The sequence below is a fragment of the Streptomyces sp. NPDC092952 genome (assembly GCF_044754785.1).
In the GTDB taxonomy this organism is placed as follows: Bacteria; Actinomycetota; Actinomycetes; order Streptomycetales; family Streptomycetaceae; genus Streptomyces.
Genome location: NZ_JBIVPT010000034.1, coordinates 1 through 19,123, shown reverse-complemented (window position 1 = coordinate 19,123; position 19,123 = coordinate 1). Strand labels below are relative to the sequence as shown.

At 68.9% G+C, this 19,123-nt stretch carries 19 protein-coding genes, 1 tRNA gene, 1 pseudogene and 1 CRISPR repeat array; of the genes and pseudogenes, 18 read left to right on the top strand and 3 right to left on the bottom strand.

The features are described 5' to 3' along the window. Positions 1 to 14: 14 nt before the first annotated feature. A complete protein-coding gene (locus ACIQGQ_RS35945) occupies positions 15 to 719 on the top strand; it encodes a response regulator transcription factor (RefSeq protein ID WP_402404508.1) in 705 nt (234 codons plus the stop codon). Positions 720 to 894: 175 nt separating this feature from the next. Continuing rightward, positions 895 to 1,800, top strand: coding sequence for an endonuclease/exonuclease/phosphatase family protein (locus ACIQGQ_RS35940; RefSeq protein ID WP_402404505.1), 906 nt, complete (start codon positions 895 to 897; stop codon positions 1,798 to 1,800). 181 nt (positions 1,801 to 1,981) lie between these two features. On the opposite strand, the gene ACIQGQ_RS35935 is transcribed toward ACIQGQ_RS35940, so the two are convergent. Then, a complete protein-coding gene (locus ACIQGQ_RS35935; RefSeq protein ID WP_402404502.1) occupies positions 1,982 to 2,929 on the bottom strand; it encodes a Twin-arginine translocation pathway signal in 948 nt (315 codons plus the stop codon). An 870-nt stretch (positions 2,930 to 3,799) separates the two neighbouring features. On the opposite strand from ACIQGQ_RS35935, the gene ACIQGQ_RS35930 reads away from it, so the two are divergent. The 12 genes from ACIQGQ_RS35930 to ACIQGQ_RS35875 all read left to right on the top strand — a co-directional run bounded on the left by ACIQGQ_RS35930 (position 3,800) and on the right by ACIQGQ_RS35875 (position 15,417). Beyond that, positions 3,800 to 4,408, top strand: coding sequence for an rRNA adenine N-6-methyltransferase family protein (locus tag ACIQGQ_RS35930; RefSeq protein WP_402404499.1), 609 nt, complete (start codon positions 3,800 to 3,802; stop codon positions 4,406 to 4,408). Next, positions 4,396 to 5,571 carry a metallophosphoesterase gene (locus tag ACIQGQ_RS35925; RefSeq protein ID WP_402404495.1) on the top strand — a complete coding sequence of 392 codons (1,176 nt, stop codon included), beginning with the start codon at positions 4,396 to 4,398 and terminating at the stop codon, positions 5,569 to 5,571. Before ACIQGQ_RS35930 ends, ACIQGQ_RS35925 begins: the two co-directional genes overlap by 13 nt. Further along, positions 5,571 to 6,386 carry a TauD/TfdA family dioxygenase gene (locus ACIQGQ_RS35920; RefSeq protein ID WP_402404492.1) on the top strand — a complete coding sequence of 272 codons (816 nt, stop codon included), beginning with the start codon at positions 5,571 to 5,573 and terminating at the stop codon, positions 6,384 to 6,386. Before ACIQGQ_RS35925 ends, ACIQGQ_RS35920 begins: the two co-directional genes overlap by 1 nt. Further along, positions 6,383 to 6,943, top strand: a complete 561-nt coding sequence (locus ACIQGQ_RS35915) for a dCTP deaminase domain-containing protein (RefSeq protein ID WP_402404490.1) — start codon at positions 6,383 to 6,385, stop codon at positions 6,941 to 6,943. The genes ACIQGQ_RS35920 and ACIQGQ_RS35915 overlap by 4 nt, the downstream gene beginning before the upstream one ends. Next, positions 6,940 to 7,464, top strand: a complete 525-nt coding sequence (dcd, locus tag ACIQGQ_RS35910) for a dCTP deaminase (protein WP_402404487.1) — start codon at positions 6,940 to 6,942, stop codon at positions 7,462 to 7,464. The genes ACIQGQ_RS35915 and dcd overlap by 4 nt, the downstream gene beginning before the upstream one ends. Continuing rightward, positions 7,461 to 8,195: a PIG-L deacetylase family protein gene (locus tag ACIQGQ_RS35905; protein ID WP_402404484.1), complete on the top strand. Its 735-nt coding sequence runs from the start codon at positions 7,461 to 7,463 to the stop codon at positions 8,193 to 8,195. Before dcd ends, ACIQGQ_RS35905 begins: the two co-directional genes overlap by 4 nt. Further along, positions 8,192 to 8,926, top strand: a complete 735-nt coding sequence (locus tag ACIQGQ_RS35900) for a WbqC family protein (protein WP_402404481.1) — start codon at positions 8,192 to 8,194, stop codon at positions 8,924 to 8,926. Before ACIQGQ_RS35905 ends, ACIQGQ_RS35900 begins: the two co-directional genes overlap by 4 nt. Continuing rightward, positions 8,923 to 10,029, top strand: coding sequence for a glycosyltransferase family 4 protein (locus tag ACIQGQ_RS35895; RefSeq protein ID WP_402404478.1), 1,107 nt, complete (start codon positions 8,923 to 8,925; stop codon positions 10,027 to 10,029). The genes ACIQGQ_RS35900 and ACIQGQ_RS35895 overlap by 4 nt, the downstream gene beginning before the upstream one ends. Then, the gene (locus ACIQGQ_RS35890; RefSeq protein ID WP_402404475.1) at positions 10,026 to 11,696 is read left to right on the top strand and encodes a proline--tRNA ligase; all 1,671 of its coding nucleotides are present in this window, start codon (positions 10,026 to 10,028) and stop codon (positions 11,694 to 11,696) included. Before ACIQGQ_RS35895 ends, ACIQGQ_RS35890 begins: the two co-directional genes overlap by 4 nt. Positions 11,697 to 11,893: 197 nt before the next feature. Next, positions 11,894 to 11,968: transfer RNA gene (locus tag ACIQGQ_RS35885), tRNA-Ala, on the top strand. Between the two features lie 74 nt (positions 11,969 to 12,042). Next, a complete protein-coding gene (locus ACIQGQ_RS35880) occupies positions 12,043 to 13,122 on the top strand; it encodes a UDP-N-acetylglucosamine--N-acetylmuramyl-(pentapeptide) pyrophosphoryl-undecaprenol N-acetylglucosamine transferase (protein ID WP_402404472.1) in 1,080 nt (359 codons plus the stop codon). Between the two features lie 2 nt (positions 13,123 to 13,124). Continuing rightward, a CRISPR array of direct repeats spans positions 13,125 to 13,581; the repeat unit is 29 nt; unit sequence GGGACCGCCCCTGCACGCGCGGGCCAGAC. A 405-nt stretch (positions 13,582 to 13,986) separates the two neighbouring features. Next, complete coding sequence (locus ACIQGQ_RS35875; RefSeq protein ID WP_402404469.1) at positions 13,987 to 15,417, top strand: RNA-guided endonuclease InsQ/TnpB family protein; 1,431 nt, start codon at positions 13,987 to 13,989, stop codon at positions 15,415 to 15,417. A gap of 2 nt (positions 15,418 to 15,419) precedes the next feature. On the opposite strand, the pseudogene ACIQGQ_RS35870 reads toward ACIQGQ_RS35875, so the two are convergent. Together ACIQGQ_RS35870 and ACIQGQ_RS35865 are read right to left on the bottom strand one after the other, a co-directional pair. Beyond that, positions 15,420 to 15,603, bottom strand: a pseudogene (locus ACIQGQ_RS35870) (transposase); the annotation flags it as partial. Between the two features lie 67 nt (positions 15,604 to 15,670). Further along, positions 15,671 to 16,048, bottom strand: coding sequence for an HIT domain-containing protein (locus tag ACIQGQ_RS35865; protein WP_402404467.1), 378 nt, complete (start codon positions 16,046 to 16,048; stop codon positions 15,671 to 15,673). A gap of 438 nt (positions 16,049 to 16,486) precedes the next feature. Here ACIQGQ_RS35865 and ACIQGQ_RS35860 point away from each other — a divergent pair, with 438 nt between their 5' ends. The 4 genes from ACIQGQ_RS35860 to ACIQGQ_RS35845 all read left to right on the top strand — a co-directional run bounded on the left by ACIQGQ_RS35860 (position 16,487) and on the right by ACIQGQ_RS35845 (position 19,032). Further along, on the top strand, positions 16,487 to 16,771 hold the full coding sequence (locus ACIQGQ_RS35860; RefSeq protein WP_402404465.1) for a hypothetical protein: 285 nt from the start codon (positions 16,487 to 16,489) through the stop codon (positions 16,769 to 16,771). Continuing rightward, complete coding sequence (locus tag ACIQGQ_RS35855; RefSeq protein ID WP_402404462.1) at positions 16,722 to 17,234, top strand: DUF6879 family protein; 513 nt, start codon at positions 16,722 to 16,724, stop codon at positions 17,232 to 17,234. Before ACIQGQ_RS35860 ends, ACIQGQ_RS35855 begins: the two co-directional genes overlap by 50 nt. Positions 17,235 to 17,317: 83 nt before the next feature. After that, positions 17,318 to 18,436 carry an IS630 family transposase gene (locus tag ACIQGQ_RS35850; RefSeq protein ID WP_402404459.1) on the top strand — a complete coding sequence of 373 codons (1,119 nt, stop codon included), beginning with the start codon at positions 17,318 to 17,320 and terminating at the stop codon, positions 18,434 to 18,436. A 2-nt stretch (positions 18,437 to 18,438) separates the two neighbouring features. Further along, entirely contained in the window at positions 18,439 to 19,032 is a 594-nt protein-coding gene (locus ACIQGQ_RS35845; RefSeq protein WP_402404457.1) for a histidine phosphatase family protein, read from the top strand. Positions 19,033 to 19,123 lie beyond the last annotated feature (91 nt).

Below are 19,123 nucleotides of genomic sequence, written 5' to 3'. Positions count from 1 at the left end.
GGGGAAGAGGAGCAATGCCGGAAGAGATTCCATCCGAGCCGTCAATCCATCACACCGTCCGGCCCAATATATCCGGACGCGGCACTGCCACCCCATCGGAGCGGACTGCAGTCACCCTCCTTTCGAGAGACCCCCTTTCCCTTTCGGGGATCGAGGCGATCTTACGCCCTAGGCCGGAAATCACCCTGCTTCACGAGGCGGAACTGCAGCAGGCCCAGGTCGCCATCGTGGTGGCACACGGGATCGACGACGATGTACTGGTGACGCTGCGCCGGATCCACCGGTTGAATGGCCCCTTCATTGCCCTCGTGGCCGAGGGCGTCACCGGGATACAGCTTTCGAAAGTCACCGAATGCGGCGCCATCGGCCTGATGCTGCGGTCCGAGGTCACGCCGGAAAATGTGGTCACTACGGTTAAGACCGTCGCTCACGGCGGCGGACATATTCCATCCGACCTGCTGGGAAAATTCCTCACCCAGGTCGGCACCCTCCAGCGCCAAGTGCTCCGACCGGGCGGAATCCCCTTCAACAGTCTCACCGAACGGGAAATACAAGTACTCCGCCTGTGCGCCGAGGGACACAGCACTGCAGAGATAGCTGACGAACTCAACTTTTCCGAGCGCACAATCAAGAACACGCTGCACGCCCTACTGGAGCGGTTCCAGTGGCGCAATCGCCCACAGGCCGTCGCATCCGCGATTCGCATGGGGCTCTTCTGACACCTCCCGGCCTGATGCCGAACCACCAGCCGATGCACCACCCGTTCACCTCGTCCGGACGATGTCACCAAACAAAAGAAAGAGTCATGGACCCGAGTCCATTGAATGAGGCTTGTCTGGATCCAAGAAACCATCGTCAAAAGTAGGATCATTCACGCCCGGAAAGGTTGAAAAAATGTTTGCCACGGACTTCCCGGTCAAATCGCAGGGGACTCTGCGAGTCTGCACGTACAACGTGCTCACCGGCGGGCTCGATGGATGGGAGGGGAGCACCACGAGCACCCACGGCCTCTCAACCACACGTTGGGAGCAGCAGATGAAGATCCTTAATTCACTGGACCTCGACGTTCTCCTTCTGCAGGAGGCCACGGCATTCGACACGGATGAAATGGCCATGGCTCGGGCCACCGGCCAGGCCCTGGGAATGGACTGGAAACTGGCCCCGTCCGGCAGCCACGGATGCCACCTCATGACGCTCGTGCGGCACGACCGGGTCACGATCTCCGACTTCGTGCCGGATGCAGCAGAGGGAAAATTCCACCACACCCTTTCATGCGCTCACATCGTCACGAGCCATGGGTGGAGGGCCCGAATTTTCAATACCCACCTCTCGCCATTCTCGCCGGAGGCCCGCAGTATCGAAGTCGGCTGGATCACGGAGTTCGGGTGTGCCGACGATGTCATTCTGGCCGGCGATCTCAACGGGTCGTGGCCGGGAGATCCGGAACCTGAGAGCTGGGACTGGCTCCCGCCGCACCTGCACTCCCGTCACCGCCGCCTCACTCCCGACGGCACCTACGGTCCGTCGAACCGGGACGCCCAGGTGAAGCTGCATCTCGCGGGTTTCCGCGACCCCGTGAGGGCGCTCGGCCACCCGTGGGCCGCGACTGTCGGGCACTGGTCGCAGAGCGAGCGGTACCCGATGCGGCCCGACCACATCCTGCCGTCCGCCGGAGCGGCCGCTCTGCTGACGGACTGGGGCGTCGTCCGCACCCCGGCCGCTCTCGCTCTGTCCGACCATCTGCCGGTGGTCGCGGACTTCCGTCCCCCGTCCGTGGAAGAGCGGCCGGACTGCCCCTAACAGCCCGACCGCCCCTGCAGAAAGAGATGAGGCCCAGATGGATCACGCCACCGACGCCATAGCCGCATGCCAGACAGACCTCATCGATGACCGGCCCCCCACCCTGGACGAACTGGACCAGGCCCTGCGCGCCGTCGCGTACGGCGACTCGGATGTCTGCTTCCTGCAGGAGATCGGCCGCCTACGCAGCTGTTCCGTCGGCCCGGATCGGTGCCGGAAGCGTACGCACCCGCTCGGCCAGCTCGGAGCTGCCGAGTACTCGCTGAAGCCTGGTCAGGCGTTCGCGGGCGGTTGCGCGGAGCCTCGGCGGAGGAATCAGGTCGAGCACGTCCAGGGCGCGGGTGGCCGCCTGATCCGGCGTGTCCCGGGCCTCGGCAAGTGCGAGGACGAGCGTGGCCGCGACCCACGCCGGCGTCTCGGCGGGGGCGGCGGCCGCCGACTCGCGGGCAACATCAGCCGCGCGGTCGAAGCGTTCGAGGGTGAGGTACGCCTCGGCGACGTGGAGGCGGTGCTCGGCAAGGTCGTAGCCGAATCGCCCGGGCAGTTCGCCTGCGGAGCGCATGATCTCGTCGCTCTCGTCGACAACGTCGTCCGCCTCCGCAGTCCGTCCTGTGGCGGCGAGGGTGGGCAGCAGAGCCCACCCCAGAAGCTGGGCCCGTCGCAGGCCCTCGGGGGCGTGCTGGAGGCCGTACTCGGCGTGCCTGCGGGCGTGTCCCCAGTCCGTGCGTGCGGTGGCAACCATGGCCAGTGCTCCGCTGGCCCAAGCGGTGAGCGCCGGCTCACGGGTGGACTCGCCGAACGCCCCGGCAAGAGTGAGGTGCGTGCGGGCTCCGGCGCGGTCGTCCAAGTGGTAGGCGAGATTGCCCAGAAGCGCCGACAGCCAGCCGACCTGGCGTCGAAGCCCCACCCCGACCTCGTGGTCTGCTCCCGCCACGGCGGTGGAGAGCAGGGCGCGGGTTTCACGGACTTCCTCCAGCAGAACGGCCGGCGGGTGTTTGCTGTAGTTGAGGGCGTAGTGCTCCACGGCGGCCTCGGCAAGGGAGACGAGGGTGGCCGAGCCGTCCGGTGCCTCCGAGACGGCCCAGTGCACGGATTCGCGGATAGCAGGCAGCCCACTGGCGGTCGTCATGGATCCTCCCCTTCGACTGGAATTCGTCCCTTCGTGCTGGAAACCGTAGTGGACCGGAGACGGGGACGTGCAGGTGCTGCACCACAAGCAGCGTGTCTCAAGAGCGAGCTGATCGGGGCGGGCTCCGTACGCCCGAGAGATCATCAGCCGGTATTCGTCACCGGGCTGTTCCTTCCCGTGCTCGTACCGGCACAGCATGGCCGGCGTCAGCCCTGGCGGCAGCAGCCCGTCGGACCGGTAGACGGCGGCTACCTCGCGAATCGCTGCCGGTCGCGACCACCCCAGCGCGAGGCGCCACGCCTCCAAGGCCGTGAGCTCTGGAAGCGCCGACTGAAGGCTCGCGACGATCTGTTCGTGGGTGTGCCCGTCGCGTTGGCACTGAGCGCGGATCCGCGATGCCTCCCGCTGGATTTCCGCACGACGACCTCGGGAAACTCCGCCCACAGTCCAGTCCTCCGCCGCTCAGCCACGATCCTGAACCGTCCAGGCCGAGGGTACCGCCGGACGGACATTGCGCAGCCCCGTCAATGTTTCTGCATATGGGCCGCAATGACGGCTCATCAGTTCAGCCCGCATCGTAGAGGACGGCAGCCACCACGTTCCTGGTCTCTGGCCAGCTCGCGGCCCGGCCTCGCCCACGACGAAATCCAATCGGGCAGGCACGAGTTGAGCGTACTGCCGCAGGCCGCAGGACCCATAAAGGGGCCATCAACCCCTGCCCCAGTAAACGCAGTTGGCCGACTCTCGATCACCCCAGCGACTTTTGTGCGCTGTGGTGCTTCACCCCGGATCCGTCTTCACGGTGCCCCCTGTGTGTCCTGCCGCGTCCTTCGATGCCGAGCAGGCGCCTTGTGCGAAAGGACTTCCTCAGTGATCAAGCAACCCTTGGCGGTGGACGAAGTCGTCGGCGGAGCAGCCGACCGCTATGCCGCTCTCGGTTTTCAGACCCGTGGAGACCTCGGGCAGCACTTCTTGCGGACCATGGCTGCCGCGCACGCCCTGCTGGAGCGCGCCGGTATCCCGTCGGGAGCACACGTGCTGGAGGTCGGTGCGGGGCTGGGCACGCTCTCCTCCGTAATCGCGGCCGCCGGACACCGTATCTGGGCGGTGGAGAAGGACGAGCGGCTCCACGACCAGCTGACGGAGCGGCTTGCACCGTTCGGGGACCGGGCGCGCGTCACCTTCGACGACGTACGCCGCGTCGACTTGGACGGCGGCCTGGACCCTGGCAGCGCACTGGTCTCCATCATGCCATTCGATCCCGAGCTGTCCGCGGACCTGATCCGGCACGTTCTCGCCTCCCCCCGCGTGGAGTACGGACTCGTGGTCGTCCCCAGAGCCAGCGCCGAGATGCTCGCCCGCAGCGCGGACTTGGCGGTGGAGGAGGTCGACGGCATTGCACGGTCCTCGTTCTGGCCGCCGGCCCCCACTGTGCTGCGGGTTCTCGCGATCAGCCGGAGGTCGGCGTGCAGCAGTTGATCGCTACCGGCTGTTTCCACTCCTCACTGCCTGACGGCCTCCACGCTCTGTCGGCACTGCGCTGCGCGCGGAAGGCGGGGGCCCTCGTTGTCGATGCCGGTGACTTCTTCTCCGGCAGCGCCTTTCACGCCTTCTCCGGCGGCCGTGTGGAGGAAGAGCTCCTGGCCGAGTTGTACGACGCGGTGGTCCCGGGCAACCACGACCTGCCTGACCTGATGCGACTGCGTCATCCCGAGAAGTTCCCGCCGGTTGTCTGCGCCAACGTCTCGCCCTCGTCGGACTTCGCCGGCCGGTGGACGGGCGGGCTGGTGCTGCACGGGACGTCGCTTCGGATCGGGATCGTCGGCTACCTGGGCGAGCAGGCGTACAAGGCGATCCCCGCGTCCGAGCGCGCGGGGTTCACCTATCGGGCCCCGACGGCTGCACTGATCGCCACCGAGGCCGACGTTCTACGTTCGGCGGGTGCCGATGTGGTGGTCGGGGTGAGCCACAGCGGCTTCCTCGCCGATGTCGCCGACCAGGAGGCCGAGTGGCCGCTGACCACGGTGATCTCTTCGCACTGCCACTCGCCGTGGACGCACTGGACGCGGGGAGTCCGACACGTCGTCAAGCCCGCCGCACAGGGCGCTGGGCTGCTCTGCCTCGACCTGGGCGTCGACGGCCCGCTCCGCGTGCGCCACGACGGCCCCGCCGCAAGCGGCCCGGAACACACACGGTTCGGCTTGGAAACGGAGTTCGAGGCGTTCGCGGCGTGGGGGGAGCAGCCTGTGGGCCGTCTCGCGGCCGCCCTGCCCCAGCGGGAGGATGCCGCCCGCTTCCTGGTGGCTCGCGCGCTGCGTGCGACGGGCGCCGACGCCTTCGTCCTCAACACCTACGCGTTGCGCGGAGGACTGCCGTCCGAGCTGACCAGGGCGGCGCTGTGGGCCTGCGCGCCCTTCGACAGTGACCTCGTGGTGCTCGACGGCGCCCATTCGCCGCGTTCCCTGGCCGCACGGGCCCACGAGCTGGGCGAGGACCTCACCGTCGCTCACGCCCTGGCGGGCACGGAGCCGGGGCGCGTCGCCACTACCGCCTACCTCGCCGGGCGTCTGGGACTGCCCGCCCGGTCTCCTCTGACGCCGTGCACTCTGCACGGCGTCCTCACTGCCTGTCTGGAGACGTGATGACCGACCTGCTGAAGTTGAATGCGCGCGAGCTGGCCTTCGGCCCGACCGCGCCGGACGCCTTCGCGCACGCCTTCGACGGCCCCGGCGAGGGCCGGGTGCTCGTCACCTTCGAGTCCCAGCAGCACGGCTCCAACCTGGACCTCGCGCTGAGCCTGCTGTCCGTCCTGGGCACCGTCTTGGCCCTCTACCCGGACCGCGGATGCTGGGACGACCTGACGGTTCGCGACGACGTCGACCCCGGACGTACCCACGGCGTGGGCGAGAACCGGCTGCATGTCGACCTCGTCGACCGCGACCGGGCCCCGCGCCTGATCGCGCTGTACTGCGTGCGCGCGGACCCGGCCGGCGGCGGCGCCTCCGCCCTGTCCGACCTCCACACCGCCGCCGGGGACCTCGACCAGACGGACCGCGAGCTGCTGCGTCAGCCGGTCTTCTCCTACTTCACCGACCACGGGGTGCACGGTGTCGGTGAAGGGATGGCCCGCTTCCCCATCCTGCCCGAGCACCTGGACGGCCGGGAACCGATCCGGTTCACCTCCAAGATGCTCCCCCACCTGGAGCGCGGCGAACTGGTGGACGGCGGCGCCCCCGAGCAGGTCGCGGCCGCGTTCGGCCGGCTCGTGGCCGCCGCCGAGGCGCGGCGCACCACCGTGCGGCTCCAGCCCGGCCAGCTCCTCATCTTCGACCAGTGGCGCTACGCCCACGGGCGCATGCCGCTGGGGCCGGGCCAGAGTGACCTGCCGCCCGGCCAACGGCGGCTGCTGAAGCAGGCATACGGCCACCGTCCCGAACCGACCGGAGGAGCACGATGATCCTCACCGGACCCGCGATCCGCGAAGCCGTCAGGAACGGGACGATCACCATCGACCCGTTCGAGCCGAACCTGCTCAACCCCAACAGCTACAACTACCGGCTCGGTGACCGGCTCGAAGAGCTCACCAGCCGACCGGCCGACCCCACCGTGCCCGCCCGCACGCGCACCATCGACCTGTCCGGCGACGGATTGGTGCTCCAGCCCGGCACCGTCTACCTGGGGACGACCGTCGAGACGATCGGCAGCGAGGACTTCGTCACCAGCCTGATCGGCCGCTCCTCCCTCGGCCGGCTCGGCTGCTTCCTGCAGATCTCCGCCGACCTCGGCCAGCTCGGCGCCGTCCACCGGTGGACGCTGGAGATCACCGTCGTCCAGCCCTTGCGGATCTACCCCGGCATGCGGGTGGGCCAGGTTTCCTTCTGGCGGCCGTCCGGGAGCCGCTCCCCCTACCTCGGGCACTACGGCACTCTCAGCGTCCCCGCCGCCTGGTCCCCCCGCGCGGCCGCCGGTCACGGCGCGACCCCCGACCCTCTCCTCCAGGAAGTGACCGCATGATCCTCACCGGCCCCGAGATCACGTCCCGCGTCAACGACGGCCAGATCCGCATCGAACCCTTCGACGCGAGCCACGCCCAGCCCAACTCCTACGACTTCTGCCTCGGCTCCGACATCGGGTCCTACACCAGTCACGTCCTGGACTGCGCCCGCGACAACCCCTTCGAACAGCACCCCATCCCCGCAAGCGGCTTCGACCTCCAGCCGCACCGGATCTACTTGGCCGCCACCCGGGAGCGGATCGGCAGCGACCGCTTCGTGCCCATCATCCGGGCCCGTTCCTCCATCGCCCGCTTGGGCTTGTTCGTCCACGTCACCGCCGATCTGATCGACCTCGGCTCCTTCGGCGAGCTCACCCTGCAACTGCACGCGGTGCAGCCGGTGCGCATCTACCCCGGGATGCTGATCGGCCAGGTCACCTTCTGGGAGACGACCGGAGAACGCGTGCTGTACGAGGGTAAGTACCAGGGCAGTAGCGGCCCTCAGCCCTCCAAGGCCCACATGGATTTCGAGGTCCGGTGACGAGCGCCGCGGCCCTCGGCCGCGAGCCGCACGGCGGTGTACGGGGGGAGCGGGTGGTGGCGCTCGTCGCTCACCCCGACGACGCGGAGCTGCTGTGCTACGGCACACTGCGCCGGGCCGCCCAGGCAGGGGCGAGCGTGGCGGTGGTCGTGGTCACCCACGGCGCGAACGGCGTCTCCCTGGCCGAGGCCGGCGGCGGCCGCCGCCTCGGCACGGACGAACGGGCCGAGGAGGTCCGCGCGGCCTGGCACTCCACCGGCATCCAGCTCACCTTCCTCGGCCTGCCCGATGGTGCCCTCGTGGCCGACCGGCACCTGGTATCCACCGTGGAGGCCGAACTGACCCGTCTGGGCTGCACGCTGCTGATCACCCACAGCCTGAACGCCAGCACCGACCATCAGGACCACCGGGCGCTGGCCAGTGCCGCCGCGAACGCCGCCACCCGCGTGGCCACCTGCCACACCGTGCTGCACGGCGAGCCACACGCCCCCCGCGCCGCGTTCGCCCCCACCGTCCTCGTCGACATCACCGAGTACCTCGACGACAAGGTCAGCGCCCTGGCCGCGCACCGCACCCAGGTCGGCCGCTGGTACCTGAGCAAGGACTTCACCCACCACCGCGCCGCCCAGGCCGGATGGCGCCTGCGTCCCGCCGCCACCGCCGCGGGACGCGCCTACGAGGCTTTCGAGACCTCCGTGCTCACCCTCTTCCCCCAGGAGGACCCGTCGTGATCTACATCGAACAGCCGCCCTTCGCGCCCTGGCTGGGGTTCTGCGAGGCCCTATTCGCCTGCGACACCGTCGCCCTCTACGACGACGTGCCCTACACCGACGGCGGCTATCAGAACCGCAACCGGATCAAAACCCCCGACGGGGTGCAGTGGCTGACCGTCCCGGTCAACCGCGCCCCCGGCCAGCTGATCCGCGACACCCCCGTCGCCGACTCCTTCGACGCCGACAGCATGCTGCGGGCGATCCGCCTGGCCTACGCCCGCACCCCGCACATCGAGGAGCTGCTGCACGTCCTGCGGCCCGTCCTCGGGGCTGGCCACGCGTGGCTGGTCGACCTGAACCTTCACCTGCTCACCCAGACCGCCACAGCCCTCGGCGCCCCCGCCCACCTGCGGCTCACCTCCGAGCTGGCCGTCGCCGCCGATGACAAAACCGGGCGCCTGGCGGCCATCTGCGCGGCCACCGGCGCCGACGTCCTGTGGGCGGGATCGGGGACCCGCACCTATCTCGACACCACGGCGCTGGCCGAGCACGGTGTGCGGGTGCGGTGGAACGACTACGCCGACCGCCACCCGCGCTTCCAGCAGGCATGGGGCCGCCAAGGCTTCGTGCCGAACCTGTCCGTCATCGACACCGTCTGCTCGCTGGGCTGGGCGGGGACCGCGGCACTCCTGCGCACCGGTCTCGTCACCTACCTCCGGCAGAGCGCACCGATGGAGGCGACCGCATGACACGCCCACTGATCCTCACCGGCATCGACCTGCCCCTGGAGCCCTCCTGCGGCTCGACCATCTGGTGCAGCGACGTCTACGCCCGTCTGGTGGGCCACGGCTACGACACGGTGTTCGCGCACCTGCCCGGCAGCGGCACCTGGCAGCACGGCTTCGCCACCACCGCCCGACTGGCCTCGGCCAAGGTGCCGTACGGGCCAGGCTTCGACGCGTACGCCGACGCGCTCACCGACGAAGTCGCCGTCCTCATCCGCGAACGGCGGCCCGACCTGATCCACGCCCAGCACCTGGGGTTCGGCCTCGCGTACGCCTTCGCACGGGCCGCTGGCGAGGTGCCGATGGTGTCCATCGCGCACGGCACCGACGTCATCGTGGCCACCGAGCACAAGCAGGCGCGCGCCGTCCTGAACGAGATCGCCGCCGCGAGCGTGAGCGTCGTCGTACCGAACGCGGCCATGGCCGACGAGGTCGACCGGCTCACCGACGGCCGCCACACCGACCGGCTGGCGGTCGTGCCCTGGGGCGTACCGCTTCCCGCGGCTCCGACGGCCCATCCGCGCGCCGGAAGACGGCTGCGCCTGGTCCACGCAGGCCGACTGGACGCCAACAAGTCCACGGTCACCGCCATCGAGGCCCTGGCACGCACCACTGGACACCAGCTCACCGTGATCGGCAGTGGCAGCGAACTCGACACCCTTACCCGGCGCGCCGCCGAACTCGGCCTCGCCGACCGAGTGACGTTCGAGCCGTTCCTGCCGCGCCAGGAACTGTTCGCGCGGTTCGGTGACTTCGACGCGATGCTGTTCACCACCCGCACGCTGGAGGCATACGGCCTCGTCGCCGTCGAGGCCCAGGCACACGGCCTGCCCACCCTTTTCAGCGACGTCCCCGGGCTGGCGGCCACCCTGGGCAGCGGCGGCCTGGGCTTCCCGCCGGGCGATATCGCAGCCCTCGCCTCGCTCATCGACCACCTGGCCGCCAGTCCTGCCACCCGGCAGGTCCTCCACCACAAGGCGTTCGCCAACGCCCGCGGCCACGACATCGCCCACACCGCGGCCCGCCTCGCCGCGCTGTCCCGCACCGCAAGGGAAGGCGCCCGATGAACACCCTCCCCCTGTACGCCAGTCGCCTGTGGCCGCCGGTCAGGCCCCGCACCGGCGACACCGCCGCCTCCACCCTCGAACTGCTGCACACCCTCGGCCTGGTCGCCCGTACCGACGCGACCGGCGTTCACACTCTCCTGCCGCTCGGCGTACGGGTGCACGACCGGCTCACCGCCATCGCCCGGCGCGCCTTCGAGGAACGCGGCGCTCTGACCTTCGCCCCGCCCACTCTGCAGAGCCGCACCCTGTGGGAGCAGACCGGGCGCTGGGATGTCTACCGGCGCGAAGGGGCGCTGCTGACCGTGGCGTCCTCCAGCGGCGAGGAGATGTGCCTGGCCCCCACTTCAGAGGAGATCGCGGCCACCACCGTCCGCGACCACCTGCGCTCCCACCGGGACCTGCCTGTCCGCCTGTCGCTGAGCACCACCAAGTTCCGCGACGAGCTCTCCCCGCGCGGCGGGCTGATGCGAGGCCGCGAGTTCACCATGGCCGACGCCTACACCTTCGACACCGGCCCCGACACCATGCGCGAATCCGTCGCCTTCCTCAACGACGCCGTCGCCGCCGCCCTCACCGGCATGGGACTGACCGGCACCTTCACCGCTCCCGCCGACGGCGGCAGCATCTCCGCCGGCCCCAGCACCGAACACCTCGTCCTCGCCGACAGCGGACAGGGCACCATCGTCGCCTGCACCCACTGCGGCAACCGCGGCGACGGAGCCGTCCTCGCGGCCCAGCCCCCGCCGCCCGGCCCGGACCCGGTCGTCAACGTCATCGCCTTCACCCTCACCCTGCCCGACGGCACCACCCAGACCGCGACCGTCGCCATCCGCTCCGACCTCCACGTCAGCCCCCGCAAGATCGCAGCAGCCACCGGCGCCGCTCGCGCCGACCTCCTCGACCCCGACCTCCTGCCCGACCAGCTCGGCAAGAAGCCCGGCACCCTCACCCCCTGGGACGCCCACGGCGCAACCGACGTCCTGCCCCTGTACGACCTGTCCGCCGCCGAACTGGAGACCTTCGCTGTCTCCGACGGGGACACCGGGCTGCGCACCGGCGTGAGCTGGAACGGCACCCGCAGCCTGCCCGCGCTGGACCCCCACGGCGCCGACCTGCACCACGCGACCGAACACAGCGGCTGCGGAGCCTGCCGCCAGGGCCGCTACAGCATGCTGCGCGCCGTGGAAGTCGCTCACGTCTTCGAACTGGGCACGCAGTACGCCGCTCCCATGAACCTCAGCTACAGCGACCCCGCCGGCCGCCCCGCCACACCCTGGATGGCCTGCTCCGGCATCGGCATCACCCGGTGCCTGCAAACCGCCGCCGAACTCAACCGCGACCGCCACGGCCTGCGATGGGCCCCGGGCACAGGACCCGCCGATCTCCACATCGTGGTGCTGCGCGCCGACCAGCCCGGCATGCGCGACCGCGCGGACCGTCTCGCCCGCCGCCTCACCGACTGCCGCATCAGCGTCCTCGTCGACGACCGGCCCCTGCCCACCGGCGACAAGCTCCGCTACGCCCGACTCCTCGGCCTGCCCCACGCAGCCGTCCTCTCCCCCGACCACCCCGTGACCGAGACCGAAGTCATCGCACGCTCCACCGGACGCACCGTCCGTACGGACCTCAGCCACATCGCCGACGAGAACCCTTTCACATACGCATAGTTCCGCTGCGGGAAACTGCCGGATAAACAGGGCTGCACCGACTCAGGGTGATGCCTCGAATTAGTGTGCCTGAAATCGGAATATGCCCCTGCAATTCAACGGGCCCGAGCGGTGGCAGAATTTATTCGCTCGACCGCACGGGCCCGTTGACCGCAGACCGCACGGGTGCCTAGTGTCACCCTCATCGCAGTTCGAAACGGGTCGTAGCTCAATTGGTGGAGCACGGCAAAAGCGTTGCCGAGGAGCTGGTTCGAATCCAGCCGACCCGACCAATTAAAACTTTCGAAGCAACAGGAAGAGTGCTCTCGCAGTGAGACACGGTGTGGGCATTTCAGAAAAGGGACCGATGAAAATCGCCATCACGGGCGGCGCCAGCGCCGGCCATGTCGTGCCGGCCCTCGCCGTCGCCGGCCAGCTCCGCGACCGTGACGCCGAGCTCGTCTTCCTCGGACGCGAGAACACCATCGAGCACGAGTACGCCCGGCGCGCCGGGATCCCCTTCCGCCACGTCCCCTCGGCCGGGCTGCGCCGCCACCGCTCCGCCGGCAACCTGCTGATGCCGTTCACCGTCGCCCGGGGCATCCTCGCCGCTTTCAGGGCGCTGCGGCGAGAACGGCCCGACGCGCTGTTCTCCAAGGGCTCGTACGTCTCTGTGCCCGTCGGGATCGGCGCCGCCCTCGCCCGCGTCCCCGTCGTCATCCACGAGAGCGATCACTCCCTGGGCCTGGCGAACAGGATTCTGGGGCGCGTAGCCACCACCATCTGCCTGAGCGTCCCGGCTCCCGGCCCGACGCCGCGGTGGATGCGCAACAAGACCCAGGTGACCGGGCTGCCGCTGCGAGCGGACCTCGCCGACGCCAACCCCGAGGCGCTGCGCGAGCGCCTCGGGGTCACCGACGAGAAGCCGGTGCTGCTGATCTTCTGCGGAAGCAGCGGCTCGCAGCGCGTCAACACTGCCGTCCGCACCCAACTCGACGCCTTGTGCGAGCGGTACAGCGTGCTGCACGTCGTCGGCAAGGGCAACCTCGACCCCCGGTTCGCCGGTCGCCTGGGGTACTGGCAGCTGGAGTATCTGCACGACGACATGCCGCACGCCCTGGCCCTGGCCGACCTCGTCATCGGCCGGGCCGGGGCCACCACGCTGGCCGAACTCGCCGCCCTGGAGCTGCCCGCCGTCCTGGTACCGCTGCCCGCTTCCGTCAGCCGGGGAGACCAGCTCGACAACGCCCGCGCCTACGCCGCTCAGCACCCGGAGCGCTGCCGCGTCGTTGCCGACGAGCAGCTGACCGACCCCGGCGCGCTCGTCCATGCCTGCGCCGCTCTGTCCGCTGCCCCCCGCGGGGGGCAGGGTGCCCGTCCACGGCCGGAAGCCGCAGCCGAACGCATCGCTGGTCTCGTCCTGCAGGCGGCGGGCCAGCGCCGCTAAGGCCTGTCTGATCTGCACGCGCGGGCCAGACTCGACGGCAGACCCAGCTCCTCGGCCGTTGCCGGGACCGCCCCTGCACGCGCGGGCCAGACGTTCGTCGGAGCGTTCGGCAGCGCGGGTGCTCGGGACCGCCCCTGCACGCGCGGGCCAGACCTGAGGCAGCGAGGGCGCCGTCGTACCAGGAGGGGACCGCCCCTGCACGCGCGGGCCAGACAGGTCTGGATGCTCGCCCCACGAGATCAGGTCGGGACCGCCCCTGCACGCGCGGGCCAGACGGTGTCGGTGTACGTGAGGCGGCCCGTCTTGCCGGGACCGCCCCTGCACGCGCGGGCCAGACCGTCCAACGCCTCGGCAGCGGACCGGTCGCACGGGACCGCCCCTGCACGCGCGGGCCAGACCTGTGAACGGACCGAGGGCGCCGGCTTCTCGTGGGACCGCCCCTGCACGCGCGGGCCAGACTCTTACTGAGCTGGGGGTTCTCGCCGATTAGGTGGTCTTCGGCGCCACTTTCGAGTTTTCCGGCAAAGGCCGCATTCCGCGTGTTTCGCCATCGGCGTATTAGGGACGGGCGACTCGGTTACCCGGCCGCTCTGGGCGACCGGTTGCCCGGCCGCAGGCTGTTGCCAGCCCTGTCCTGCACCGCTTCTTTCCTTCCCCGCAGCGAAGCGGCGAAGTGATTTCCTGCCCTTGCCTTACGGCTGGTGCAGCCCACGGGCGCTCTGCTCCCCCATCCGGGGGACGAGTTCACCTCCGCAGGAGGTGAACGAGTAACACAGTACGAGACAGGTGACAGAGCATGCGGCATTAACCCACTCATTCACCCATATGACACATTTGTCAGTGCCGAATGCAAGGGTGCCCAGCATGGACAAAAGCACCACCACTGTCGTGGTCAAAGAGACGCTGGATCCCACTTCCGAGCAGGTAGTGATTCTGCAGCGCTACGCCGACGCCTCGCGCTGCAGCTTCAACTTCGCCCTCGGCATCAAGCACTACAGGCAGAAGTTCTGGGCGCGCGGACGTGACCTGCTCGTGGATCAAGGTCAGACGCCGGCCGAGGCCGCCAAGAACGCGCCGAAGTTCGACGGGCCCACGCAGTTCGCCATGCAGAAGATCTTCCTGACGCATCGCGACAAGCCCCTGCCCGGCCCCCTGCTGCCGGGGCAGGTACCGCGGCGCCTGTACCCGTGGTGGAAGGAGGTGAACGCGGTCGTGTGCCACCAGGCGTTCCGGGACGCGGATGCGGCCTTCAACAACTGGAAGAGCACCGGCCGCCGCAACGGGGCGCCCGTCGGCTATCCCCGGTTCAAGCGGCGAGGTCGGTGCCGGGATTCGTTTCGGATGTTCGCTGTCCGGCTGGTCGAGCAGGACCTGCGGCACGTGCGGATCGGCGGGGGCGGCGGGCAACCGGCGTTCACGGTGCGGCTGCACCGCCCCGCGCGGAGGCTGGCCCGGCTGTTGGCCCGTGGCGGGGTATCGAAGTCGGTGACGATCGCCCGCGAAGGCCACCGCTGGGTGGTGGCCTTCAACGTGCGTATGCCGACCGGGCCGGCGCCCCGGCCGAGCCGACGCCAGCGAGCAGCAGGAACGGTTGGGGTGGACCTGGGAGTGAAGGTGTTCGTCGCCACCTCCGACCCGGTCATCGTGAATGGCCACAAGGTCCAGCTGTTCGAAAACCCCCGCCACCTGGAGAACACCCGCAGGCAGCTGCACAAGCGGCAACGGCGCATGGCCCGCCGGCACGTACGAGGGGTGAAGTCCCACGAGCAGTCCAAGGGCTGGAAGGAGGCCCGGGACCAGGTCGCCAGACTCCACGCGCTGGTGGCTGCACGCCGGGCCACCAGCCAGCACCTGGTGACCAAGCGGCTGGTGACCCAGTACGCCCAAGTAGCTCTGGAGAACCTGCGAGTGAAGAACATGACCGCCTCCGCCCGCGGCACTGCGGAAATGCCGGGGCGCAACGTGAGGGCCAAGGCCGGGCTGAACCGGGCCATCCTCGACGTCGGCTTCGGCGAGATCCGTCGCCAGATCGAGTACAAGGCCCTGCTCTACGGGGTCACCGTGAGTGCCGTCGCCCCCGCCTACACCTCCCAGACCTGCAACCGCTGCGGCCATGTGGATGCCAAAAGCCGCCGTACCCGCGACCTGTTCACATGCACTCGTTGCGGCCACGCCACCCATGCCGACATCGGTGCCGCCATCAACATCAAGACCCGCTCCCAGCCCTCAGCCGACACACGAAAGGGGCCTAATACCGCATCAGGCAACGTTTCCCCTGCCGACCACCCCGGGTAGGCGTCGGCGGCGCGCTTCCGCCAGATGATGTAGCGACGGACCACGTTTGCCCTGCTCCTTATGGCGGACGTGGTCCATCCAGTCGAGAGTGAAGCAGCACAGGGAGGCGAAGTGGGCTTCGATGCGGTTCAGCCATGAACTGATGGCCGGTGTGTAGGCGAACTCAACGTTGCTGGCTTCGGCGAAGGCTGCTTGATGCGGCACTAGTAGGGCTTGGTCAGGTGTGCGCGTTGGTGGCGTGTCCTAGGCGGTGTCAGTCGTGGTTGCCGTACATACCTCGGATCTCCTCCTCGCTCTCACCCCGGTAGGTGACGTGCCAGTGCTGGTGCTTCGACTCCTGGTACAGGCCCAGGTTCGTCGTCACCGAGCACGATCCGTATTCCTTCTCCACTCCGGCGGCCACCTCCCGCACCACCGCGACGACCTCGCACAGAAGGCCCTCGTCGGAGTTCCCGAGGTCGGTGAGCGAGGGAACGTGCTCCTTGGGGATCACCACGATGTGCACGGGATAGGACGGGTTGGTGTGATGGAAGGCCAGCACCCGATCAGTCTCCGCCACCGTCTCGATGGGGACCGCGCCGGTGAGCGCCTGGTGGCAGTAGAAGTCGGAGACGGTCGCGGTACCGGTCACAGGTGCACACCTTCGTTGGGCAGGAATGTCGGGCGTCCGCCTGCCGCACGTGCTTGCCAGGCGGACGTCGACGCCAGCGTAGCGATCAGCCGCCCTACAGACGAATCGACTCAACTCCATGTAAATGAACGGATGTTCGTCGCGCCAGGGGGCGAAGAGGCAGTTCTCCCTGCAACCGGGCCTGAAGTTCCGACGTCTGCCGCCTCCAGAGCTCGGTTGCGGCGGCCGCGCCGCTGCCGACTGCCGCACACGACCTGGAGGCACGGGACCTGTGATGACCGGCGCCAACGCGACACGTTACTTGTCGGAGCCCCAAGAGCCCTTCGTCGGTCTCTGCGAGCCGTGAATGCGCCAACCTCACCACGCCGCCTTGACCGCAACATCCGTCAGGGGAATGGTGCGCAAGAGTTGGCAACTGGCTTGCGACTGGGAGAAATCGTGGCTCTACAGTTCGTCGGGAAGGATCCGAACTCGCCCAATGGCGGCTCGCCAACCGTGTGGTTCGAGGACGAGTCAGCTGAGATCGTCGTCCAGGGGTGGCTTCCGGATCCAGAGATGAAGGCGGAGATCGACACGACGGAATGGGTACCGGGACACCCTGCGGGCGTGCCCGACCACGAGGGCGTCGTGCGTATCCCCGTCGGGATGGTTCCGTATCTGAGAGAGGCGTGCGATGCCGCAGAACGACGTGCCGGACTTCACCGCTCTGCTCCGGAGCGCTGACCGCTCGGCGGTCCACCTGGAGATGCGCGACTCCTACATGGCCGATCCGGTGTTCGACGCCTGGCAGGACCGCCGCGAAGTAGAGCTGCCTGCCGCCTACCGGCAGTGGCGCGCTCTTGTGGAGGAAACCGCGGCCCGCGGCGTAGCCGTACGTCGCGCCCGTATCGTCTCCGAGCCGGTGACCGACTACATCCGCTGGGAACACTCCCTCACCGGCCGGCACAACATCGCCGCGGGGGAGGATGTCCGTTGGCTACCGCGTCGGCTCGCCTCCGACCTGATGCTTCCGGGCAACGACCTCTGGCTGATCGACGACCAGCGGGTGCTGTTCCACTGGTTCACCGGCGATGGCGAGTGGGCGGGACACGAGTTCAACGAGGATCCCACCGTCGTGAAGGCGGTCGTGGCGGCGTTCGAAGCCGTGTGGCGGCGAGCCGTCCCGCACGAGGAGTTCGCGGTCTAGTGCTGTGACCGGGAAGGTTCGCCCGGGTGTTGGTTGGAACGGTTGGATGGGCGGCAGCGTCCGTTCCGACCGTTGGAGGTGTGGTGGCTGAGCCTGTGCAGGTGCGCAGACTGACCGACCAGGAGGGGCAGAAATTGCAGCAGATCGTGCGTCGGGGCAGCACGAGCTCGGTGCGTTATCGGCGGGCGATGATGCTGCTCGCGTCTGCTGGCGGGAACCGTGTCCCGTTGATTGCCCAGTTGGTCCAGGCCGACGAGGGCACGGTGCGGGAGGTGATCCACCGGTTCAACGAGATCGGCCTGGCCTGTCTGGACCCTCGGTGGGCGGGAGACCGTCCCCGCCTGCTCACCCCTGACGACGAGGACTTCGTCGTCCAGACGGCCACCACCCGCCCCACCAAGCTCGGCCAGCCCTTCACCCGCTGGTCGATCCGCAAACTCGCCGCCTACCTGTGCAAAGTACACGGACGCGTCATCCGGATCGGCCGCGAGGCGTTACGGTGCCTGCTCCGGCGCCGCGGCATCACCTTCCAGCACACCAAGACCTGGAAGGAGTCCCCCGACCCCGATCGCGACGCCAAACTCGACCGCATCGAGCACGTTTTGGAGCACTTCCCGGACCGTGTCTTCGCCTTCGACGAGTTCGGGCCTCTCGGGATCCGCCCTACGGCAGGTTCCTGCTGGGCGAGGCGGGGCAAGCCCGATCGCCTGCCTGCGACCTACCGCCGCACCCACGGCGTCACCTACTTCCACGGGTGCTACTCCGTCGGCGATGATCGGCTGTGGGGCGTTAACCGCCGCCGCAAAGGCACCGCCAACACCCTGGCCGCGCTGAAGTCGATCCGCGCTGCCCGACCCGACGGCGCCCCGATCTACATCATCCTGGACAACCTCTCCGCCCATACTGGCCAGGACATCCGCCGCTGGGCGAAGAAGAACAAGGTCGAGCTGTGCTTCACCCCGACCTACGCCTCCTGGGTCAATCCGATCGAGGCCCACTTCGGCCCGCTGCGGCAGTTCACCCTGGCCAACTCCCACCACCGCAGCCACCCCGCACAGACCCAACACCTGCACCGCTACCTGCGCTGGCGCAACGCCAACGCCCGCCGCCCCGACGTCCTCGCCGCACAGCGCAAGGAGCGTGCCCGCATCCGCAGCGAGAAAGGCATCCGCTGGGGCGGACGTCCTCTCAAGGCGGCCTGACCATGAACAGCAGGGCGATGACATCGATACAGCTCGTCTACGAAACCCACGCCACCACCACCGACAACGAGGCCGGAATCGCCACCGGCTGGCTGCCGGGCGTCCTCTCAGCAACTGGCCGCCGACAGGCTCGGGAACTCGGTGATCGCCGCCGCGACGACGGCATCGCGGCGGTGTTCACCTCCGATCTGCACCGCGCGATGGACACCGCGCGGATCGCCTTCGCGGGCACCACACTCCCGATCCACCACGATCCCCGCCTGCGTGAATGCAACTACGGACGCATCAACGGCTGTCCGCAGGAAGCTCTTGCACCGCTGCGAGGCCAGCACATTGACGAGCCCTTCCCCGAAGGCCAGAGCTACCGCGAGGTTCTGGCCGCCACAGAAGACTTCCTCACCGACCTGGCTGATCTGTGGGCCGACAACCGCATTCTGCTGATCGCTCACTCGGCCAACCGATGGGCTCTGGACTGCCTACTTGCAGGCGCCCGCCTCGAAGACCTCGTCCAAGCCCCGGCCTACTGGCAACCCGGATGGGAGTACACCCTCCCACCACCCGACCAACCCCGTGAACCTTCCCGGTCACAGCACTAGGCACTGTCCGGCGGATCATGCGACTTTCTGACCGGTGGCTCGTTGGTTGGGTCATGGGCCGGGGGGATCTGACGAATCGCGAGTGGTCGTT

Bases quoted from the DNA above. Each gene is read 5' to 3' on its own strand.
- ACIQGQ_RS35945 (WP_402404508.1), top strand. From the start codon at position 15: ATGCCGGAAGAGATTCCATCCGAGCCGTCAATCCATCACACCGTCCGG.
- ACIQGQ_RS35940 (WP_402404505.1), top strand. From the start codon at position 895: ATGTTTGCCACGGACTTCCCGGTCAAATCGCAGGGGACTCTGCGAGTC.
- ACIQGQ_RS35935 (WP_402404502.1), bottom strand. From the start codon at position 2,929: ATGACGACCGCCAGTGGGCTGCCTGCTATCCGCGAATCCGTGCACTGG.
- ACIQGQ_RS35920 (WP_402404492.1), top strand. From the start codon at position 5,571: ATGACCGACCTGCTGAAGTTGAATGCGCGCGAGCTGGCCTTCGGCCCG.
- ACIQGQ_RS35915 (WP_402404490.1), top strand. From the start codon at position 6,383: ATGATCCTCACCGGACCCGCGATCCGCGAAGCCGTCAGGAACGGGACG.
- dcd (WP_402404487.1), top strand. From the start codon at position 6,940: ATGATCCTCACCGGCCCCGAGATCACGTCCCGCGTCAACGACGGCCAG.
- ACIQGQ_RS35895 (WP_402404478.1), top strand. From the start codon at position 8,923: ATGACACGCCCACTGATCCTCACCGGCATCGACCTGCCCCTGGAGCCC.
- ACIQGQ_RS35890 (WP_402404475.1), top strand. From the start codon at position 10,026: ATGAACACCCTCCCCCTGTACGCCAGTCGCCTGTGGCCGCCGGTCAGG.
- ACIQGQ_RS35880 (WP_402404472.1), top strand. From the start codon at position 12,043: ATGAAAATCGCCATCACGGGCGGCGCCAGCGCCGGCCATGTCGTGCCG.
- ACIQGQ_RS35875 (WP_402404469.1), top strand. From the start codon at position 13,987: ATGGACAAAAGCACCACCACTGTCGTGGTCAAAGAGACGCTGGATCCC.
- ACIQGQ_RS35855 (WP_402404462.1), top strand. From the start codon at position 16,722: ATGCCGCAGAACGACGTGCCGGACTTCACCGCTCTGCTCCGGAGCGCT.
- ACIQGQ_RS35845 (WP_402404457.1), top strand. From the start codon at position 18,439: ATGAACAGCAGGGCGATGACATCGATACAGCTCGTCTACGAAACCCAC.